The sequence below is a fragment of the Methylobacterium sp. AC832 genome, from assembly GCF_979256025.1.
Window position 1 is genome coordinate 598,609 of record NZ_CEEDMV010000002.1, and the last position, 19,386, is coordinate 617,994.

17 protein-coding genes are annotated in these 19,386 nt (G+C 66.5%); 6 read left to right on the top strand and 11 right to left on the bottom strand.

Annotated elements, in window-relative coordinates:
- A complete protein-coding gene (locus tag AC0IXR_RS09965) occupies positions 1-303 on the bottom strand; it encodes a hypothetical protein (RefSeq protein WP_471760584.1) in 303 nt (100 codons plus the stop codon).
- Between the two features lie 175 nt (positions 304-478).
- Between AC0IXR_RS09965 and AC0IXR_RS09970 the strand changes: the two genes are divergently transcribed.
- Together AC0IXR_RS09970 and AC0IXR_RS09975 are read left to right on the top strand one after the other, a co-directional pair.
- A complete protein-coding gene (locus AC0IXR_RS09970; protein ID WP_056433329.1) occupies positions 479-1,432 on the top strand; it encodes a transporter family protein in 954 nt (317 codons plus the stop codon).
- 220 nt (positions 1,433-1,652) lie between these two features.
- Positions 1,653-2,225 carry a fasciclin domain-containing protein gene (locus AC0IXR_RS09975; RefSeq protein WP_471760585.1) on the top strand — a complete coding sequence of 191 codons (573 nt, stop codon included), beginning with the start codon at positions 1,653-1,655 and terminating at the stop codon, positions 2,223-2,225.
- Between the two features lie 133 nt (positions 2,226-2,358).
- Here the strand turns inward: AC0IXR_RS09975 and hflX are convergent, their stop codons facing one another.
- Entirely contained in the window at positions 2,359-3,768 is a 1,410-nt protein-coding gene (gene hflX, locus AC0IXR_RS09980; protein ID WP_471760586.1) for a GTPase HflX, read from the bottom strand.
- Between the two features lie 390 nt (positions 3,769-4,158).
- Here hflX and AC0IXR_RS09985 point away from each other — a divergent pair, with 390 nt between their 5' ends.
- A complete protein-coding gene (locus AC0IXR_RS09985) occupies positions 4,159-4,725 on the top strand; it encodes a hypothetical protein (RefSeq protein ID WP_056433339.1) in 567 nt (188 codons plus the stop codon).
- A gap of 88 nt (positions 4,726-4,813) precedes the next feature.
- On the opposite strand, the gene hfq is transcribed toward AC0IXR_RS09985, so the two are convergent.
- The 3 genes from hfq to AC0IXR_RS10000 form a co-directional block, all read right to left on the bottom strand.
- Positions 4,814-5,068, bottom strand: a complete 255-nt coding sequence (hfq, locus tag AC0IXR_RS09990) for an RNA chaperone Hfq (protein WP_003600267.1) — start codon at positions 5,066-5,068, stop codon at positions 4,814-4,816.
- A 166-nt stretch (positions 5,069-5,234) separates the two neighbouring features.
- The gene (ntrX, locus tag AC0IXR_RS09995) at positions 5,235-6,605 is read right to left on the bottom strand and encodes a nitrogen assimilation response regulator NtrX (RefSeq protein ID WP_056433342.1); all 1,371 of its coding nucleotides are present in this window, start codon (positions 6,603-6,605) and stop codon (positions 5,235-5,237) included.
- A complete protein-coding gene (locus AC0IXR_RS10000) occupies positions 6,602-8,923 on the bottom strand; it encodes a sensor histidine kinase NtrY-like (protein WP_471760587.1) in 2,322 nt (773 codons plus the stop codon). The genes ntrX and AC0IXR_RS10000 overlap by 4 nt, the downstream gene beginning before the upstream one ends.
- A 216-nt stretch (positions 8,924-9,139) precedes the next feature.
- On the opposite strand from AC0IXR_RS10000, the gene AC0IXR_RS10005 reads away from it, so the two are divergent.
- The 3 genes from AC0IXR_RS10005 (at position 9,140) to oxlT (ending at position 13,003) form a co-directional block, all read left to right on the top strand.
- Positions 9,140-10,738: a gamma-glutamyltransferase family protein gene (locus AC0IXR_RS10005; RefSeq protein ID WP_471760588.1), complete on the top strand. Its 1,599-nt coding sequence runs from the start codon at positions 9,140-9,142 to the stop codon at positions 10,736-10,738.
- 52 nt (positions 10,739-10,790) lie between these two features.
- On the top strand, positions 10,791-11,666 hold the full coding sequence (locus AC0IXR_RS10010) for a class I SAM-dependent methyltransferase (RefSeq protein ID WP_471760589.1): 876 nt from the start codon (positions 10,791-10,793) through the stop codon (positions 11,664-11,666).
- Positions 11,667-11,728: 62 nt separating this feature from the next.
- Complete coding sequence (oxlT, locus tag AC0IXR_RS10015; RefSeq protein WP_056452811.1) at positions 11,729-13,003, top strand: oxalate/formate MFS antiporter; 1,275 nt, start codon at positions 11,729-11,731, stop codon at positions 13,001-13,003.
- A 115-nt stretch (positions 13,004-13,118) separates the two neighbouring features.
- Here the strand turns inward: oxlT and AC0IXR_RS10020 are convergent, their stop codons facing one another.
- The 6 genes from AC0IXR_RS10020 to dusB form a co-directional block, all read right to left on the bottom strand.
- Positions 13,119-13,550 (bottom strand): NUDIX hydrolase, encoded by a 432-nt coding sequence (locus AC0IXR_RS10020; protein ID WP_471760590.1) that lies wholly within the window; start codon positions 13,548-13,550, stop codon positions 13,119-13,121.
- Positions 13,547-14,731, bottom strand: a complete 1,185-nt coding sequence (locus AC0IXR_RS10025; RefSeq protein WP_471760591.1) for an MFS transporter — start codon at positions 14,729-14,731, stop codon at positions 13,547-13,549. The genes AC0IXR_RS10020 and AC0IXR_RS10025 overlap by 4 nt, the downstream gene beginning before the upstream one ends.
- Positions 14,732-15,108: 377 nt before the next feature.
- Positions 15,109-15,723 (bottom strand): DUF6886 family protein, encoded by a 615-nt coding sequence (locus tag AC0IXR_RS10030; protein WP_471760592.1) that lies wholly within the window; start codon positions 15,721-15,723, stop codon positions 15,109-15,111.
- Positions 15,720-17,183, bottom strand: a complete 1,464-nt coding sequence (gene ntrC / locus AC0IXR_RS10035) for a nitrogen regulation protein NR(I) (RefSeq protein WP_056157473.1) — start codon at positions 17,181-17,183, stop codon at positions 15,720-15,722. The genes AC0IXR_RS10030 and ntrC overlap by 4 nt, the downstream gene beginning before the upstream one ends.
- 9 nt (positions 17,184-17,192) lie before the next feature.
- Positions 17,193-18,332: a two-component system sensor histidine kinase NtrB gene (locus AC0IXR_RS10040; RefSeq protein ID WP_056433362.1), complete on the bottom strand. Its 1,140-nt coding sequence runs from the start codon at positions 18,330-18,332 to the stop codon at positions 17,193-17,195.
- The gene (dusB, locus tag AC0IXR_RS10045; protein ID WP_471760593.1) at positions 18,329-19,375 is read right to left on the bottom strand and encodes a tRNA dihydrouridine synthase DusB; all 1,047 of its coding nucleotides are present in this window, start codon (positions 19,373-19,375) and stop codon (positions 18,329-18,331) included. Before dusB ends, AC0IXR_RS10040 begins: the two co-directional genes overlap by 4 nt.
- Positions 19,376-19,386 lie beyond the last annotated feature (11 nt).

The window sequence follows — 19,386 nt, forward strand, 5'->3', positions numbered from 1 at the left end:
TCACGCGCCGGCCGAGCGTGATTCGTCCGGCGCGGGGAACCGGGGCTCTGTTGCGGCGCACAGGCTGCCTGCGATCAGGAATTGCGATGCGCAAACCGCCTGCCGCGTTTGCGCAATCGTCCCGTTGATACGGTCGCTCGCAACAGCTTGATGGCCCAGCGTTATTTTGCCGATGCGTTGCTCAATGCGACGCCATGCCCAAGGCAATTCTGCCGAGAAAGTTAACAAAACCTTGCGCTGCAGCGCGCCCAAATTGCGGCTTTTCCGCAACGGTGGATTTGGAACTGCCTCGATCCGAAGCATTGGACTGTCATTCCGATCCGACCTGTAGAATAGTTCTCAGCGTTGAGACACGAATTCGGGCCGCAAGGGGGGCCCTACGCACAAAAAGCCAGGAAGCCGCAAGAATGCGGCGCTCGGCAAGATGGTGCGTAGGTCTGCGCGGCGAGTGCCTGAAATCCTTGGGAAGGACTAGAAAATGACGAAGAACTGGCTCGCCACCGGCGCACTCGCGCTGACCATGGGCATGACCGCCTCGGCTTCCTACGCACAGACCACGACGATCCCCGGCGAGCAGGTCGGCCTCGCCACCGGCGCGCCGCTTCCCGAGGGCATCTACGCCCTGAACACCTTCGTCTACCAGTCGCGTGACAACTCGGCTCTGGACGTCGGGATCAACATCCCCGTGCTGGTCTGGTCGACCCCGCTGGTTCCGCTCGGCGGCCGCATCGAGCTCCTCGTCGCTCCCCCGACCGTGTTCACCTTCGGCAAGAGCGGTGCGTCCGGCCTGCGTGACACGTCGATCAACGTCGGTACCTTCGTCGGCGGCATCTGGGCCTTCGACCTCGGCAACAACTTCGGCGTCAGCTTGCTCGGCGGTGTCTACCTGAACGAGCTGAACGGTGATCGTGGTGTCCTGCGCACGAACGCCGGCGCTCTCGCCAGCACTGCCGTGCTGCCCCAGCTTTCGTCGAACACCTACCGCGTCGGCGTTGCCGCCAGCTACACCGGCGATGGCTACAATCTGACTGCAAACCTCACCGCCAACATCTACGATTCGCCGTCCTCCTTCGGCAGTGGCCGTGACTTCGGCACGGTCTACTCCCTCTCTGACTCCCTCAACCTCGACCTGACCGCGACCAAGAAGTTCGGCAAGTTCGAGATCGGCGCCATCGCCTACGGCACCGTCAACTTCGACACCGGCGCCAAGGCTGGCGGCATCATCAACGCCGCCCTCAACGATCGTGGCCGGTTCCTGATGGGTGGCCTCGTCGGCTACGACTTCGGCTTCGCCACCGCGCAGGTCTACGTCGCCCGCACCGTCGCGACCACCAGCTTCGACAGCACCGAGATCTCGGGCCGCCTGATCGTGCCGCTGTACTCGCCGACCCCGGTCGCCGCTGCTCCGGCCCCGATCATCCGCAAGTACTGATCTCGTACTCAGTGGCGAGGGTTATCCTCGTCGCCGTGCAGATCACGAAAGCCCGTCCGACCTCCTGGTCGGGCGGGCTTTTGCTTGGGAGCAGGTGCTCGCTTCCCGCCGTATCTAACACGACCACGACTTTCTGCAGCTTTCCCGAAACTTTCCTCTTCCGGGCTCCGTAACGAGCGATGACCCCCTCCGAAGGGGCATGACTCAAGAGGAACGCTCCATGACCAACGCCCGTCGCCCCGTGGCCTCCACCTTCGCCGCCGTCGCCCTCGCCTTCACCATGGGCGCCGCGTTCCCGGTGGCCGCCCTCGCCAAGAACCCGATGGTCGGCGGCGCTCCGATGTATGCGTCGAAGACCATCGTCGAGAACGCGGTGAACTCGAAGGATCACACCACCCTCGTCGCCGCCGTGAAGGCTGCCGGCCTCGTCGAGACCCTCTCGGGTCCTGGCCCCTTCACCGTCTTCGCGCCCACCAACGCGGCCTTCGCCAAGCTGCCGGCCGGCACCGTCGAGACCCTGGTGAAGCCCGAGAACAAGGCGACGCTGACCGCGATCCTGACCTACCACGTCGTGCCCGGCACCCTGACCGCCAAAGACCTCATGAAGATCGCCAAGGATGGCGGCGGTGAAGGCCAGATCAAGACCGTGCAGGGCACCCCGCTCGTGGTCCAGACCAAGGGCAAGGCCGTGTACCTCACCGACACCAAGGGCAACACCGCCAAGGTGACCATCGCCAACGTGATGCAGTCGAACGGCGTGATCCACGTCATCAACGGCGTGCTGCAGCCGTAAGACGTCTTTCTGGACCCGAAACTCATCCCCCGGCTTCCTTGGAGCCGGGGTTTTTTGTTGGGCCTCCGAAGCCTCCCGCGGTCGCGGATCGGCGATCGCCTTTCCGCCGCTCCGCCGGGAGGCTTCCCCCTTATCAGTCCGCGCGGCTCAGCTTGCGTGCACTGGCGAAGCGGTTGAGGAAGCGCGGCTCTTTCTCGGGTGCCACGCGGATGGCAAGGTGGATCGTGCCCGCCTCCTCGGCGCGCCGGTCGAGGACCTCGGCATTCTCGTACAGCCAATTGAGCGCTGCCCCATCCTCCGGCGCCAGGGTCACGGCGAAGGTGGAACGACGCTTGGCGATCCGCGCCTCGATCCGGCCGGACAAGGCCGCCAGACCCTCGCCGGTGAGGGCCGAGACCAGGATCGGCACGTCGCTGTCCCGGTCGTTGCGCCCCTGGGCGCTCAGGTTGAGGAGGCGCGTCCGCTCCGAATCGTCGAGCAGGTCTGCCTTGTTCCAGACCTCGATGATTCGCTCGGCCGTCGTCTCGATGCCGAGTTCCCGCAGGACATCGCCGACATCCTCCGCCTGCGCTTCCGAATCGACGTGGCTGACATCGCGGACATGGAGCAGGATATCGGCTTCGATGACGTCCTCCAGCGTGGCGCGGAAGGCGGCGATGAGGGCGGTGGGCAGTTCCGAGATGAAGCCCACCGTGTCCGAGAGGATCACCGTCTCGCCATGCGGCAGCTTCGTTGCGCGCGCGGTCGGGTCGAGGGTGGCGAACAGCATGTCCTTGGCCATCACTTCGGCCTTGGTCAGCGCATTGAACAGGGTCGATTTGCCGGCATTGGTGTAGCCGACGAGGGCGACGATCGGATACGGCACCCGCGCGCGGCTCTCCCGGTGCAGGCCACGCGTGCGCGTGACGCTGTCGAGCTCGCGCTCGATCTTCGTCATCCGCTCCTGGATCATCCGGCGATCGGCCTCGATCTGCGTCTCGCCGGGGCCGCCGAGGAAGCCGAAGCCGCCGCGCTGCCGTTCCAAGTGGGTCCAGGACCGTACGAGCCGGCTCCGCTGATAGGCCAGGTGGGCATGCTCGACCTGTAGCGTGCCCTCGCGGGTCGAGGCACGACGGCCGAAGATTTCGAGGATCAGGCCGGTGCGGTCGATGACCTTGCAGCCGAACGCCTTTTCCAGGTTGCGCTGCTGCACCGGCGAGAGTGCGCAATCCATCACGACGAGCCCGATCTCCTCGGCCTTGATCCGCCCGGCCAGTTCCTCGACGCGGCCCTTGCCGAGATAGGTCGAGGGGCGGATGCGGGAGACGGGCGCGATGATCGCTTCGGTGACGTCCAGCTCGATGGCCACGGCGAGACCCGCCGCCTCGTCGATCCGCGCCTCGCTGGAACGCATCGGCTCCTGCGTCTGGCTGCCGTTCCTCGAGAGAGAAGTACGGGTGAGATACGGCCCCACGACGAGCGTATGGGTTGCCGCCGCGATGTCTCCCTCGGGGGCGGCCATCGCCTGCAGCCGTGCCTCTCCGGGAAGCATAGGTTCGCTCATGAAGTTCCCTTGCCCATCGGGCTTAGAGCGCTCTCCGCCGACGGGGATGCCGGGTCGGCGAAAAAAGCGCGGATCTCGTGTCTCTCACAAAACTCCCGCTGCGCCATCCTGCTCGGAGGAGAAGCACTCACTCATCGCGAGTGTCATGAGATCTACTCATATGGGGGAGCCTGGGCTCCATTGACAGTGTCCGGGCGGGGCGCGGGAATGCCGGCTCGTCGCCCACGGAACCTCAAGGGCGGCGCCATCCGATCCGTGGGCAAATATCAATGTAGGAGCATGTATAAGGACCGCATTAATCGGATCGTAAGGGCCAACGCGGCTTATCGACCGGCCTGAGGCAGGCCTGTCAATATTACCGAAGGTTAGCATATGAAAACTATTTCTCTTTTGGCGGCCGTAGCGTTGTCGATCCTCGGCACCGCAGCGCAGGCCCAGCCTGTTCCGGATGCGAAGTCCGATACCAAGATCGCCATGCCGGCCGCGAACTGGCTGTTCGTCCAGACCGCCGATTCCGTGACATTCGAGGGCAACACTCTGACGCTCAAGGGTGTCGCGCCGCAGACCCTGATGTTCACCGACCGGCCGGAGCGCATGACCGGCGACGCGGCCACGGCGAAGTTCGTCGACTATTGGACCTCCGGAAAGAGCGACTTCCAGAAGGACCCGCCGAACGCGACATTGTCGGTGGATGTCAACGGCGAGGCACAGCTCTCCGTCGTCGAACTCACCGATCCGAAGCTCAACGGCGACACCCTCACCTATACCGTCAAGGTTCTCGGCGATAAGCCGCCCGTTTCGGGCAAGAGCGCGAGCCTCTTCATCGATTGGTGGTACGGACCCGGCTGGGGCCCGCGTCATTTCTGGCATCCCGGCCCATGGGGCGCCTATGGCGGCGGCGCCTGCTGGCGCGGTCCGTATGGCGGCCTGCATTGTCGTCCGGCATGGGGCTGGTAAGCCCGTCCCGCGCCTGATCCCGTCGTGAGATGCGAGCCCGGTTCGACGAAGGTCGAGCCGGGCTTTTCCGCCCTACCGCACGGGAAGGTCAGGCTTTCTCGGGCGCCGTCTCGTCCGGCTCGAACAACTGAACCGGGTGACCGGGCATGATCGTCGAGATCGCATGCTTGTAGACGAGCTGCGAATGACCGTCCCGGCGCAGGAGGACGCAGAAGTTGTCGAACCAGGTCACGACGCCCTGGAGCTTGACGCCGTTGACGAGGAAGATCGTGAGCGGGATCTTGTTCTTGCGGACATGATTGAGAAACGTGTCCTGCAGGTTCTGAGCGCGTTCGCCCGCCATTTTTTATTAATCCTTCTTATAAACCTGCCGCCCGCCGTGACTGGCGGGTTCTTGTTGGTTTGAATGCGTAGCAGACCGGTGAAAACAGACAACCTCGACTATTACACGTTCATTGTCACGCACATGCAAGGGGCACGTACATGTAAGGTGAAGGTCGCCCGGGCCCTCAGGGGCCGATGCCGAGCGACTTCAGCTTGCGGTGCAGGGCCGAGCGTTCCATCCCGATGAACTCGGCGGTCCGCGATATGTTTCCGGAGAATCGCGCGATCTGCGCGATCAGATATTCGCGCTCGAAGATTTCGCGCGCCTCGCGCAAGGCGAGGCTCATCAGCTTCTCGCCGCCCGCCCCGTTCGGCGTCGTCGGCACCAGGGCGCCGATCTCGGTGGGAAGCATCTCGGAGGTCACCTCCTGCTCCGGGTCGGTATGGGTGAGGATCATCAGCCGTTCGACGTTGTTGCGCAGCTGACGGATGTTGCCGGGCCAATCGTGCGATTGCAGCACCGCCATGGCGTCCTCGGCGATGCGCCGGCGGGCGAGCCCCGTGGCGGTCGAGATCTGCTCCATGAAGAAGTTGATGAGTTCCGGCACGTCCTCGCGCCGCTCGGACAGGGACGGCACCCGGATCGGCACCACGGAAAGGCGGTGAAACAGGTCTTCGCGGAAGCGGCCCGCGGCGATCTCCTCGGCGAGATCGCGCGAGGAGGAGGAGATGATGCGCACGTCCACATGGACGCGGGTGGTGCCGCCGACGCGCTGGAAGTTCTGGTCCACCAGAACCCGCAGAATGCGGTTCTGGGTCTCGCGCGGCATGTCGGCGATCTCGTCGATATAGAGGGAGCCGCCATGGGCCTCCTCCAGGGCGCCCACCCGGCGGGCACGGCCCTCGCCGGCTTCGACGCCGAACAGCTCGGCCTCCATGGTCTCGGGGGTGATCATCGCCGCGTTGATGACCACGAACGGGCCGCTCGCGCGGGTCGACGAGGCGTGCAGCGTCCGCGCAGAGAGTTCCTTGCCCGAACCCGGTGCGCCCAGAATCATCACGCGTGCATTGGTGGGGGCCACCCGCTCCACGGTCTGGCGCAGCTGGTTCACCGCCACGGACCCGCCGACGAGCCGGCTCGCCTGGCCTGAGCGCGCCTTGAGATCACGCACCTCGCGCTTGAGCCGGGAGGCTTCGAGGGCACGCTCGGCGACCAGGACCAGACGATCGGCCTTGAACGGCTTCTCGATGAAGTCGTAGGCGCCCGCCTTGATGGCGGCCACCGCCGTCTCGATGTTGCCGTGGCCCGAAATCATCACCACGGGCAGGTCGGGATGCCCGAGCTTGATCTGGTCGAGCACCTGCAGCCCGTCGAGGCGCGAACCCTGCAGCCAGATGTCGAGGAAGACGAGGTGAGGGCGACGCGACTCGATGGCGGCGAGCGCCTCGTCGGAGCCTCCGGCCGTGCGGGTCCGGTGGCCTTCGTCGTCGAGAATGCCGGCGACGAGGTCGCGGATGTCGGCCTCATCGTCGACGATCAGAATATCGGCGCTCATGACGTCATCTCCGCGATTGGGGGTGCCGTCTGTGCGGCAACCTTCTCAGCCTGCGCGGAAGGTGTCCCCTCCGGCTTCTTTTCCTGGGTATCGAGCGGCACGCGCATCCGCACGCGACCGCCCCTGCCCTCTGGATTGTCGTTCAGTTCGATGCCACCGCCATGCTCTTCGAGCACTTTGCTGACGATCGCGAGCCCGAGCCCGGTGCCGCCCTCGCGGGTGGTCATATAGGGCTCGAGCAGCCGCTGGCGCCCCTCGACGGGGAAGCCTTTGCCGTTGTCGGTGATCTCGATCACCGCGAACCCCTCCTCGACGAGGAGGCGCAGATCGACTCGGCCTTTGCCCAGTTCGGCCTCGGGAACGGCGGAGACGGCCTCCACCGCGTTCTTGAGAATGTTGGTGATCGCCTGCGACAGGAGCCTGATGTCGAAGGCGGCATGCAGGCGGTCCTGCCCGGCTTCGGTGAAGCCGAACTCCATGTCGGGATGCGCCACCCGCATCATGAACAGGTTCTGTTTGGCGATCTCGCTGAGGTCGTTCCGGGCGATGGCGGGTTTCGGCATCCGCGCGAAGGACGAGAACTCGTCCACCATGCGCTTGATCTCGTCCACTTGGCGGATGATCGTCGCCGTGCACTGGTCGAACACGTCTTTGTCCGCGACGATGACCTTGCCGTACTTGCGCCGGATACGCTCGGCCGAGAGCTGGATCGGCGTCAGCGGGTTCTTGATCTCGTGGGCGATGCGGCGGGCGACATCCGCCCAGGCGGAGGTGCGCTGGGCCGTGACGAGATCGGTGATGTCGTCCAGCGTCACCACGAAGCCGCGGGCGCCGCCCTGGGCCTGCTCGCTGGTGACGCGCACGGTGACCGTGCGCTCGCGCCCGTCGCGGGTCAGCTGGATCTGCTGCTGGAGGGCGCGCAGGCGGCCCTCCCCTCCCTCGGGAAGGATGGCCTGAAGCTCGGGCACCGCCTGGACCAGCGGCTTGCCGATGATCGCGTCCGCCTTGAGCCCGAGCGTGCGCTCGATGGAGGGGTTGGCGATGGTGACGAGGCCGGCCGCGTCGACGCCGATGACGCCGGGCGAGACGCCGGCAAGCACCGCTTCGGTGAACCGGCGGCGCCGGTCGATGAGTTCGCTGGCCGCCGTCAGCCCATCGTGCTGGCGCCGCAGCTCCTGGGTCATCTTGTTGAAGCTCTCGCCGAGATGGGCGAGGTCGCCGTCGCTTTTCCGGGCCGGGACCTGGGCGTAGAAATTGCCCGAAGCGACCTGGTCGGCTGCGTTGATCAGCCGGCGGATCGGCGCCACGAACCGGTTGGCGAAGTTGAGGCCGAACCAGACCGCCGACAGCAGGGCGATCAGCGCGATCAGCACGAAGATCGAGGCGAAGCTGATCTGGATCGAGCGCTTCAGGGAATCGTAGGTGAGGTACTCGGCGGCCGCCGCCCGCGAGACGCCGGGGAAGTCGACGGCGAGCTGGCTCACCTCGCGCTGCACCAGCAGCACGGCCCCGTCATAGGCGGGCATCTGCAGCAGGGCGGCGAAGATCCGGCCCTCGCTCGGCCGCAGGCAGATCGTCTCGTTGGACTTGGCCGCCTCCTCGAAGGCCGCGGCGGAGGGGAGCCGGCGTTCCTTCAGGATGTCGATCTTGGCCCGGGCGACGACCTCGTTCGGCCCCCGCATGATCTCGGCGACCGGCAGCCCGAGCGCCGTCGCCCGTGTGGTCAGAAAGTTCTCGAACCATTGCCGGTTCACGTCGAAATTCGGCCGCGCCCGCGTGAGGTCGTCGTTGAGGATGCGGATCTCGCGGGCGAGCGACTGGCACTGGTTCTCCTGGTAGGCGTCGGCCACCTCGACGGATTTCAGCACCACGTCGCGGACGCGGTCGGTGAAGCCGAGCGACAATCCGCGATCGATCGTCACCGCCGCCACGACGGCCAGGAGCACCGTGGGCAGGATTGCGATGAGGCTGAACAGGCCGACGATGCGGGTATGCAGGCGTGCCACGGCCGCATTGGCCCGGCGCGCATGCAGGAAGACCCGCGCCTCCCAGCCGATGACGACGAACAGGCTGAGGACGAGGAAGACGTTGATGCCCAGCAGCGTCAGGCCGATCGTCGGCGTCGGCGTCACCCGGATGACCCCGGCGAGGATCAGGAAGGTCGCGATGGCCGAGACCAGGGCGGTGCTGACGACGAGCGCACCGACCCAGCCGGGCCCGCGCGGCGGCGCCCGTCTGTTATGCGGTTCGGGCTCGCCCTGCTGGGAGACGTCGTCTCCCGAGGCGGCCGATTGTCTGGAACGTCGAAGCCACGCCATGGCTGATGCGTCGCCACAACAGTGTGGCGAAATTAATACGAATTGGGCAAGCGTATCGGCGGAAAACGTTCATGCAGCGCGGCCTCACACGACGCTTCGAGCGGTGAAACCGATGCTGCCGCAGCAGGCTGCGTCCGGTTCTTGCCAGGGACATGTCACTGTCGACCGGGCGTAAAAATACATTATCCTCACGCCTTTCCTCACACCGAGTTCGCGATGCCCGAGACGCCCGTCTATTCCTCCGCCGCCGTTGCCGCGCCTCACCACCTGGCCGCTACCGCCGGACAAACCGTTCTGGCGCAAGGCGGCAACGCCATCGAGGCGATGGCGGCGATGGCGGCGACCATCGCCGTGGTCTATCCGCATATGAACGGCATCGGAGGCGACGGTTTCTGGCTGGTTCGCGAACCGGGCGGCCGAGTGCGCGGCATCGAGGCCTGCGGTCCTGCCGGGTCTCTCGCCACGGTCGCTCGCTATCGCAGCCAGGGCCATGAGACGATCCCCTCGCGCGGGCCGGATGCGGCCCTGACCGTGGCCGGCGCCATCGGCGGCTGGCGTCTGGCTCTCGACCTCGCCAAGGCGCTGGGCGGCCGGCTTCCCCTCGAGACCTTGCTGTCGGATGCGATCCGACACGCGCGCCAGGGCTGCGCGGTGTCGCCCTCCGAGGCGCGCTACGTGCCGAAGGAGATCGACACGCTCCACGACCAGCCCGGTTTCGCGCAGACCTTCCTCGACGGCGGCAAGCCCTTCGCCGCCGGCGCCACGCGCCGCCTGCCGGCTCTCGCCGATACGCTCGAACAATTGGCCCATGCGGGGCTCGACGATTTCTACCGGGGCGACCTCGGCCGCGAGATCGCCGCCGATCTCGACCGCCTCGGTTCGCCGGTGACGCGGGCCGATCTCGAAGCCTACGCGCCGCGAGAGCGGGCTGCCCTGTCGCTGCGCCGTCGCGACGCGACGCTTTACAACTTCCCGCCGCCCACCCAGGGACTCGCCGCGCTCATCATCCTCGGCATCTTCGACCGGCTGAAGGTGTCGCGGCCCGAGAGCACGGCGCAGTATCACGGGCTGATCGAGGCGACGAAGCGCGCCTTCGCCATCCGCGACCGCACGGTCACCGATTACGACCGGCTGAGCGTCGATCCGGCGAGCTTCCTCACCCCGGAGCGCCTCGACCGCGAGGCGGCCCAGATCGACATGCGCCGCGCCGCCTCCGTGCCCCTCCGGGGACCGGGCGACGGCGACACCGTCTGGATGGGCGCCATCGACAAGGACGGTCTGGCCGTCTCCTACATCCAGTCGATCTACTGGGAATACGGTTCGGGGATCGTCCTGCCGAAGACCGGAATCCATTGGCAGAACCGCGGCACCTCGTTCTCTCTGGACAAGGGCGCGGTGAACCCTCTGGAGCCGGGGCGCCGGCCGTTCCACACCCTGATCCCCGGATTGGCCGCCTTCGACGACGGCCGCGTGATGTCCTACGGCAGCATGGGCGGCGACGGGCAACCGCAATTCCAGGCCCAGATTTTTTCGCGGTATGCCGATTATGGCATGAGCCCGGCCGAGGCCGTCGACGCGCCGCGCCTGCTCTACGGGCGCACATGGGGTGCCGAATCGTTGAGCGTGAAGGTGGAGGACCGGTTCGATCCGGCCTGCATCGCCGAGCTACGCTCGATGGGCCACGAGATCGAGGAACTCGGCGGTTCCTACATCGATTCCCTCGGCCATGCCGGCATGCTGGTCCGCCATCCCGGCAACGGGCGCATCGAGGCGGTCCACGATCCGCGCTCGGATGGCGGTTCGGCCGGCCTGTGAGACGGGTCCCCGCCGGGGATCGGACGATCGAGGCCCAGAGACCGGACGGTTCATGATGGCGGATGGCGGGATCACCCAGCGCGAATACTGGAACGGCGAGGTCGGCGCGCGCTGGGCCCGCAACCAGCGCCGGATCGACGCTGTCTTCGCGCCCCTCACCACCGCGTTGCTCGATGCGGCACGCCTTCGGGTGGACGGCTCGGTGCTGGATATCGGCTGCGGCGCCGGTGATTGCGCCATCGCCGCCGCGCGGCATCTCGGTGCCGGTGGACATGTGGTGGCGGCCGATCTCTCCGCGCCCCTGCTCGCCGTCGCGCGCGAGCGGGCCGGACTCGAGGCTTCCGCCGGCGCGCCGATCGCGTTCATCGAGGCGGACGCGCAGAGCCACGATTTCGGCGCGGCGGTTTTCGAACACGCGATCTCGCGCTTCGGAATCATGTTCTTCGACGATTCCGCCGCCGCCTTCGCCAACATCCGCAAGGCCCTGGTTCCCGGTGGCAGCCTGACCTTCCTGTGCTGGCGGCGAATCGAGGACAATCCCTGGATCACCGTGCCGAGGGACCTCGTCCTACCCCTCGTGCCGGAACCCGAGCCGGGTCCTCCGGACGCGCCCGGGCCGTTCCGCTTCGCCGAAGCGGAGACCATTCGTGCCGTGCTGGCGGAGGCCGGCTTCCGTGACATCACCGTCGAGGCCGTCGACCGCCCGCTCACCCTCGCCCGGTCCGGTGACGGCGCGGGCCCCACCGCGGCGGAGGCCGCCGCGGATTTCGCCACCGAGCTCGGCCCCGTCTCCCGACTCCTGCGCGATCAGCCGGCATCGATCCGCGTGGAGGCCCTGCGCAGGGTGAGCGACGACTTCACGACGCGCGCCGTCTCGGGGGCCGTCGCCCTGAATGCGGGTTGCTGGCTGGTCTCCGCCACCGGCTGACGACCCCGTCGGTTCAATTGGTATACACTTTGCGTCTCCGTGCCCGCAGCATGGAGTGCATAATGGATACGAATCTTTCCCGGCAGCGCTGGATACAACTCGGCCTCGGCCTCGTGGCCATGATGGCGATCTCCAGCCCGCAATACGTCTGGACCCTGTTCACCAAGCCGCTCATCGCGACGACGGGCGCGAGCCTGCCGCAGCTGCAATGGACCTTCACGATCCTGATCGTGCTTCAGACCTTCTTCTCGCCGGTCCAGGGCTACCTGATCGACCGGTTCAGCCCCAAGCTGATGATCGCGTTGGGCGCCATCCTCTCGGGCCTCGGCTGGGTGCTGGCCGCCCGCGTCGACACGCTCTGGGGCGTCTACGCCACCTACGGCCTGTTCTGCGGTCTGGGCACCGGCATCGTCTATGTCGGCATCGTCGGCCTGATGGTGAAATGGTTTCCCGATCGCCGCGGCTTCGCCGTGGGCGTGGTCGCCGCCGGCTACGGCATGGGCGCGATGCTGAGCACCTTCCCCATCAGCGACATGCTTACCGCCTCGGGCTACCGCCACACGCTGACGGTGTTCGGCATTATCCTCGGCGTCATCGGCGCACTGGCCGCCCTCGGCCTGAGGGCTCCCCGCGCCGACGAGGTCCTGCCGGCCCCGGCCCGCAACCTCTCGACCTGTGTCCACGACACCGCCCCGAAGGAGATGCTGAAGACGCCTCTGTTCTGGCTGATGTTCGCGATGATGACGATGATGTCCACCGGCGGCCTGATGGTGGTGGCGAACTTCGCGTCCTTCGCCCGCGACTTCGGCGTGGCCGACGCGATCATCTTCGGCTTCGTGGCCCTGCCCTTCGCCCTCACCTTCGACCGCATCACCAACGGTCTCACCCGGCCCTTCTTCGGCTGGGTGTCGGACAAGATCGGCCGCGAGAACACGATGGGCATCGCGTTCGCCGCCGAAGCGGTGGCCATCGCGCTGCTCCTCGTCTTCCGCGAGAACGCTTACGCCTTCGCCCTGCTTTCGGGCGTCGTCTTCTTCGCCTGGGGCGAGATCTTCTCGCTGTTCCCCTCGATCCTCACCGACACGTTCGGCACCAAGCACGCCACCACCAATTACGGCTTCCTCTACATGGCGCAGGGCATCGGCTCGCTCTTCGGCGGACCGATCGCCGCCTGGATCTACCTGGTCCAGGGCTCCTGGCTCCCGGTCTTCGCGATCATCATCACCCTCGACGTGCTGACCGCGATCCTCGCCTATTTCGTCCTCAAGCCCATGCGCCGGAACTGGCTCGGTCTCGGCGAGACGCGCGCCATGACGGCCAAGCCCGCCATGGCCTGACACCCACGTCCTGACCCTCGCGGCTGGGTTTATCTTTCGAAGCGCGGACGGGGAAACCCGCCCGCGCTTTGCCGTATGGCGCCCATCGGCCCTTGTCTGTTCGATGAAGTGCGATTTACAACTTTGACAGGTGCATTCGCCGGGCAAGCGGAATGATTTGGTTGGCTGTCAGGGGGGCAAGCTCGATCGTTGGCGGCATCGTCATGGAAACCCAGACCACCTCTTCGATTTCGGCTGCTGGACAGACCTTCTGTTCGAGGTCGAAGCCGTAAAGTTCGGCGTCCACCCAGTGGCCGTCTTCGTTCGCGGCTTCCGCGACGAAGCGGCCGAGATAGGATGCTTCGGACGGAAGCTCCACGCCCAGCTCTTCCTTCAGCTCTCGCCCCAAAGCCGCGAGCGGGGTTTCTCCCGGCTCGATCTTTCCTCCCGCCTGCATGAAGAACGAGGACCCTCGCTTTCGAACGAGGAGCGTTCGGCCGTGCGAATCGAAGATCAACGCTGCCGCGATGCGAATGACGGGCGCTGTGTCGGGCGGGGAATTCTTCAAATGGTCTGTCTCCTCCGTCCCTGCGGGATGAGGGCGAAGCCCAGTGTCAGGATCGCGCCGATCCCGGCACCGAGCATGACGGTGAAGGGACCCCATCGATCGAGCAGGGCGGATCCCGCCATGGCGCCGATGCCGATCGCCGCGTTCAGGACGGCCGTGTGAACGGCTGCCGCCGGCGTCGCCAGCGGGCCGGCTGCCTTCAGAATCCAGGTCTGCAACGTCGCGAAAAGCATCGAGATCGCCGCGCCCCAGACCACGAGGCATGCTCCGACGCCGATAAGGCCAAGGACCGTGCTGGACGTTCCCATGAGGATCAGGGCCATTCCCATCGCCGTGAGCGCACACAGGATGACCTCGTGCAGGAAGCGATCGATCAACAACGCGCCGAGAACGCTGCCCAGAAGCCCTGCCGCACCGAAGGCGAAGAGGAAAATCGGGACCGTCGTCGGCAGGATGCCCGGAAGCGCGGCGATATACGGTTCGGCAAAGGTGTAGGCCGAGAAATGAACCGCCCCGATCAGCGCGGTGATGGCGTAGATCGGGCGGAGCGTCCGCTGACCGATGGCATCGGCGAGCGTCGCCTCCCGGCCGCGCGCCGATGTCGTCAGGTTGGGAAGCGTCACCATCATCGAAACGGCCGTGAGCAGACCGAGCAGCCCAAGCGCGCCGAAGGCTCCGCGCCATCCCATCACCTGCCCCGCCATGTTCACCGCCGGAACACCCATGACCGTGGCGACGGAAATACCGCCGAAGACGATGGAGGTCGCCAGCCCCGTTCGGTGAGGCGGGGCGATGTCCATGGCAAAGGCGGCGACCGTCGCCCAGAAGATGCCGTGTGCCACGGACCCGACGAGGCGGGCGAGGAACAGCGCCTCCAGGGACGGCGACATAAGCGCGATCGCGTTCGACGCGGCGATGACGAGCATCAATCCGATCAGGAGAGCTTTGCGCGGGACGCGTCCGACAAGTGTCGGCGCGAGAAGACCGCTGAGGGCTCCGAACCAAGCGTAGAGGGTGACCGTGAGGCCGATCGTGGCCTGGGATTCGCCGAGATCGCCAGCCATCTGCGACATCAGCCCGATAGGGGCGAATTCAGTCGAGACCATCGTGAACGCGGCGATGCCGAGCACCGAGATCGAAAGCCATGTCCGGAAAGGAGAGCGACCATGATCCTCGGCCAAACGTTCTCTCCTCGGACAAACGCGTCAGGCGATCGAATAATGGTTTTTTGAACTTTATCGAGTGGCGCAAACATCACGCCTGGTAAGTGTTTGTTGTTGGTTGCCGTTCTACGTTAATCGATTAAAATTTCTTCGAATATATCTAAAGATATATCTATAAAATAAATCGAAGGGCAGAATAGATATTAAGATGATTGTGAAAAGTTTTTTCACAACGCGTCATGACAGCTATTATTTTATGTCTTTGCCAATTATGAATCGAAAAGGGCAATCTATCCTTTCTGGTATGTCCAGCAACTCATCGCAAATATTGCCGTGCGCCATTCTTGTGGAGCCAGAAGCTGTTGCTTGACCGGCCGTTCCGATCAACTCGAGCATCACCTAACCGCACAAACACCGGCGATCGGCCTCGGCGGTCCGCCCTCCGGCGTGACCCAGTCCTGCGCATTCCTGAGACGGATGCCGCTGGCGTGGAGGGTGGAGCGCCAGATCGGCGCCAGGGGCGTGAGTCGCGGCAGGGGGCGGAGTTCGACGCCTTGCGCCTTCATCGCGGCGGGGAGGTCCCGGATCGTGTCGTGGCCAACAGGGACGACCGGGCTTCGAGAGACCCAGGTGCCGGGCTCGCCGGTGGGCTCGAAGGTCTCGGCCGGCATCCGGTAGCGTTGGATCGCGGCGGTCGCGATCCTCTCCGACCAGGCCTCCTCCACATAGGCGACGGCGCGGTCGGTGACGTCGCCGAACCAGGCCCGCCGGTCCTCCGGCGTGGTCCGTTCGGTCGGCCAGATCACGATCCGGGGGCAGTCGCGCGGGAAGAGGTAGAGCAGGCTGTGGGCTGCATCGATCGCCCAGACCAGGGGGCCGTTCAGCCAGGCTCCCGCCTGTCCGCGATCCACGCCGACGCGGACGGGGCGCGGCGCGAAGACCCGGATCGCCGGGTCTTCGCTGAAATGGAACAGGTCCCCTGGTTCGCCGGACGTGTCGTTCGGGCTCACCGTGCGTTGCGGAAGACCTGAAGGTCGAGGTCCCGCACCTTCTTGCGCAGGGTGTTGCGATTGACGCCGAGCAGTTCCGCCGCGCGGATCTGGTTGCCGCGCGTGGCGGCGAGCGCCGCGCCGATGAGCGGGCCTTCGATCTCGCGCAGGATTCGGTGGTAGAGTCCGGGAGGGGGCAGCGTGTCGCGATAACCGCTGAAATACTCGGCGAGATGCCGCTCCACCGCGGCCGACAGCGTCTCGTTGTCCGCCGCGCCGGCCTTGCGCGCACCGGACCCGTTGGCCTGTGGCTGGGCGAGCGGCAGCGTGTCGAGCTCGGCCTCGATGACCGGGCCGGTGATCGTCTCCTGCGGGTAGAGGGCCGCGAGGCGGCGGACGAGGTTCTCCAGTTCGCGCACGTTGCCGGGCCAGCGATAGCGCTTCAGGCGCTCCATCGCCTCGCCGTCGAGCTGCTTGCGGCTGAGACCCTCCTTCTCCACCAGGATGAAGAAGTGACGGATCAGGTCCGGCACGTCCTCCGAGCGCTCGCGCAGCGCGGGCAAGCGCAGCGGCACGACGTTGAGCCGGAAGAACAGATCCTCGCGGAAGATGCCCTGCTGAATCGAGACGCGCAGGTCCTTGTTGGTGGCCGCGATGATGCGGACATTGGTCTTGATCGGGACCCGGCCGCCCACCGTGGTGTATTCGCCCTGTTGCAGCACGCGCAGGAGGCGGGTCTGGGCCTCCATCGGCATGTCGCCGATCTCGTCGAGGAAGAGCGTGCCGCCCTCGGCCTGCTCGAACCGCCCGGCCGAGCGCGAGAGCGCGCCGGTGAAGGCGCCCTTCTCGTGTCCGAAGAGTTCGGATTCGATGAGGTCGCGCGGGATCGCCGCCATGTTCACCGGCACGAACGGCCCGGAGCGGCGACGGCCGTAATCGTGCAGCGCGCGGGCCACCAGCTCCTTGCCGGTGCCCGACTCGCCGGTGATCATCACCGTGAGGTCGGTGGGCATGAGGCGGGCGAGGGCCCGGTAGATCTCCTGCATCGCCGGCGAGCGGCCGACCAGCGGGATATCCTCGTTGCCGGGATCGGCGCCGGGGGCGGGCGTGCCGCGCGGCCGCGAGAGCGCCCGGCCGACGATGGCGATGAGCTCCTTCAGGTCGAAGGGCTTGGGCAGGTATTCGTAGGCCCCGCGCTCGGAGGCGCGGATCGCGGTCATGAACGTGTTCTGCGCGCTCATGACGATGATCGGCAGTTCCGGCCGGACGCGCTTGATGCGCGGCAGCAGGTCGAACACGTTCTCATCCGGCATCATCACGTCGGTGATGACGAGATCGCCCTCCCCTTGCGCGACCCAGCGCCAGAGCGTGGCGCAGTTGCCCGTCGAGCGGACTTCGTAGCCCGCCCGTGACAGGGCCTGGTTGAGGACGGTGCGGATCGCAGCGTCGTCGTCCGCGACGATGATGTGGCCGTTGGGCATGACGCGACTCTATTGCTCCACGACCGATTCGCGCCCGTCTCGGGCGCTCGACATGGGAAGGAGGAGACGGAAAGTGGTGCGGCGCGGCACCGGATCGCATTCGACGATGCCACCGTGATCGCCGATGATCTTGGCAGCCAATGCAAGTCCGAGGCCGGACCCCTGGGCTTTGGTGGTCACGAACGGGTCGAACAGGTCGGGCAGAAGCTCGGCCGAGACCCCCGGCCCGTTATCCCGCACCGCGACTTCGATGGGCAGGCTGACCCGCTCGCGCGAGCCCGGAACCTGCATCTTCAGCCCCGTACGGAAGGCGGTGGAGAGGGTGATCTCGCCGTCCACCGCATCGGCGCCGATGGCCTCGGCGGCGTTCTTCACGAGGTTGAGGATGACCTGGATCAACTGATCGCGATTGCCGAGGACCGGCGGCAGCGACGGGTCGTAGGTCTCGACGAAGCGGATGTGCCGGGCAAAGCCCGACTGGGCCGAGCGCTTCACCTGATCGAGCACGCCGTGCACGTTGACCGGGCCGCGTTCGACCGGGCGTTCGTCGCCGAACAGCTCCATCCGCTCCACGATGCGGACGATCCGGTCGGATTCGTCGCAGATCAGCCGGGTGAGCAGACGGTCGTCCTCGGTGCCCGATTGTTCGAGGAGCTGGGCCGCCCCGCGGATGCCCGCGAGCGGGTTCTTGATTTCATGCGCCAGCATGGCGCCCAGCGCGATCATCGAGCGGGCGGCGCCGCGATGGGTCAGCTGGCGGTTCATCTTGTCGGCGATGGTGCGCTCCTGCAGCATCATCACCACCGCGTCCTCCTCGTCGCCGAGGGGGGTCGCGAAGACGTCGACATTGCGCTCCAGGCCGGAGCGCGGCTGAACCAGTTCGACGCCGTATTCGCTGACGCTCGCCTTGCGGCGGCGCACTTCGGCCACGAGAGCGCTGATCGGGGACGAGAACGGGATGATGTCGCGCAAGTGCCGGCGCTGCATCAACCGGGCGGAATGATCGAAGAACGTCTCCCCCGCGTGGTTCACGTGAAGGATGCGGTCATCCGCGCCGATGGTCAGAACCGGCAGCGGCAGCGCGTTGATCACCGCCTCACTCGAAGGCAATGGGCGGGTCCTTCCGCCATAGTCCTTGTCCGCGCTCACGCTGCCTCCTCGGTGATGGACGGTTCGCGCAGGGGCCGCATCGCCCTCAGGAGAAGGTCGGCCGCGATTGTCGGGTCGGTCGTGGTGAGAAGCCGTGTCCGGTCATCCGGGCCGAGGGCGCCGACATCGTCCACATAGGCCGCCAGATGCTTGCGCGCGTGGCGCACGCCCATGGCGGGGCCGTAGAGCGCTATCAGCCCCTGGTAATGCTCGAGGGCCAGGGCGGCCTTCTCTTCGGCGTCGAGGGAGCGCGGTGCCCGGCCGGCGAGACCGGCGGCGATCTCGCCCACGAGCCAGGGACGACCCACGGCCGCACGCCCGATCATCAACCCGGCCGCGCCCGATGCGGCGAGGCAGGCCCGCGCGCCGGCGAGATCGACGACGTCGCCATTGGCGATGACCGGAATCGAGACCGCGTCCACCACGGCGCGGATGGCGGCCCAATCGGCCTGGCCCTTGTAGAATTGCTGGCGGGTGCGGCCATGCACCGTCACCGCCGCGAGGCCGAGGCCCTGGGCGCGCCGGGCGAGATCGGGGGCATTGAGGCTCGCATGGTCCCAGCCGAGGCGCATCTTCACGGTGACCGGGATCGTGACCGCCGCGCGGACGGCGGCGAGGATGCGCGTGGCCCCCTCGATGTCGCGCATGAGGGCGGAGCCCGCCTCCCCGCCGGTGACGGTCTTGGCCGGGCAGCCCATATTGATGTCGATGACGTCGGCGCCGTTCGCCTCGGCCAACCGGGCGGCCTCCGCCATCGATTCGGGCATGCAGCCGGCGAGCTGGACCACGTGGGGATCGACACCGCTCCCCTCGGCCCGCAGGCGCGCCTCCTCCGCCCCACGGGCGAATTCGGCGGCGGCGACCATTTCCGAGACGACGGCGCTTGCACCCAGACGCCGCGCGATGCGACGCATGTGCAGGTCGGTGACGCCCGACAGGGGGGCGAGCAGGACCGGCACCGAAGCCGCGGCGCCTGCCCTCTCGCCGGCCTGCCCCTGGCCATCGCCCGAGCGCAGAACGCTCAAATAATCATCAGCTTTCATTGTGCCCAACA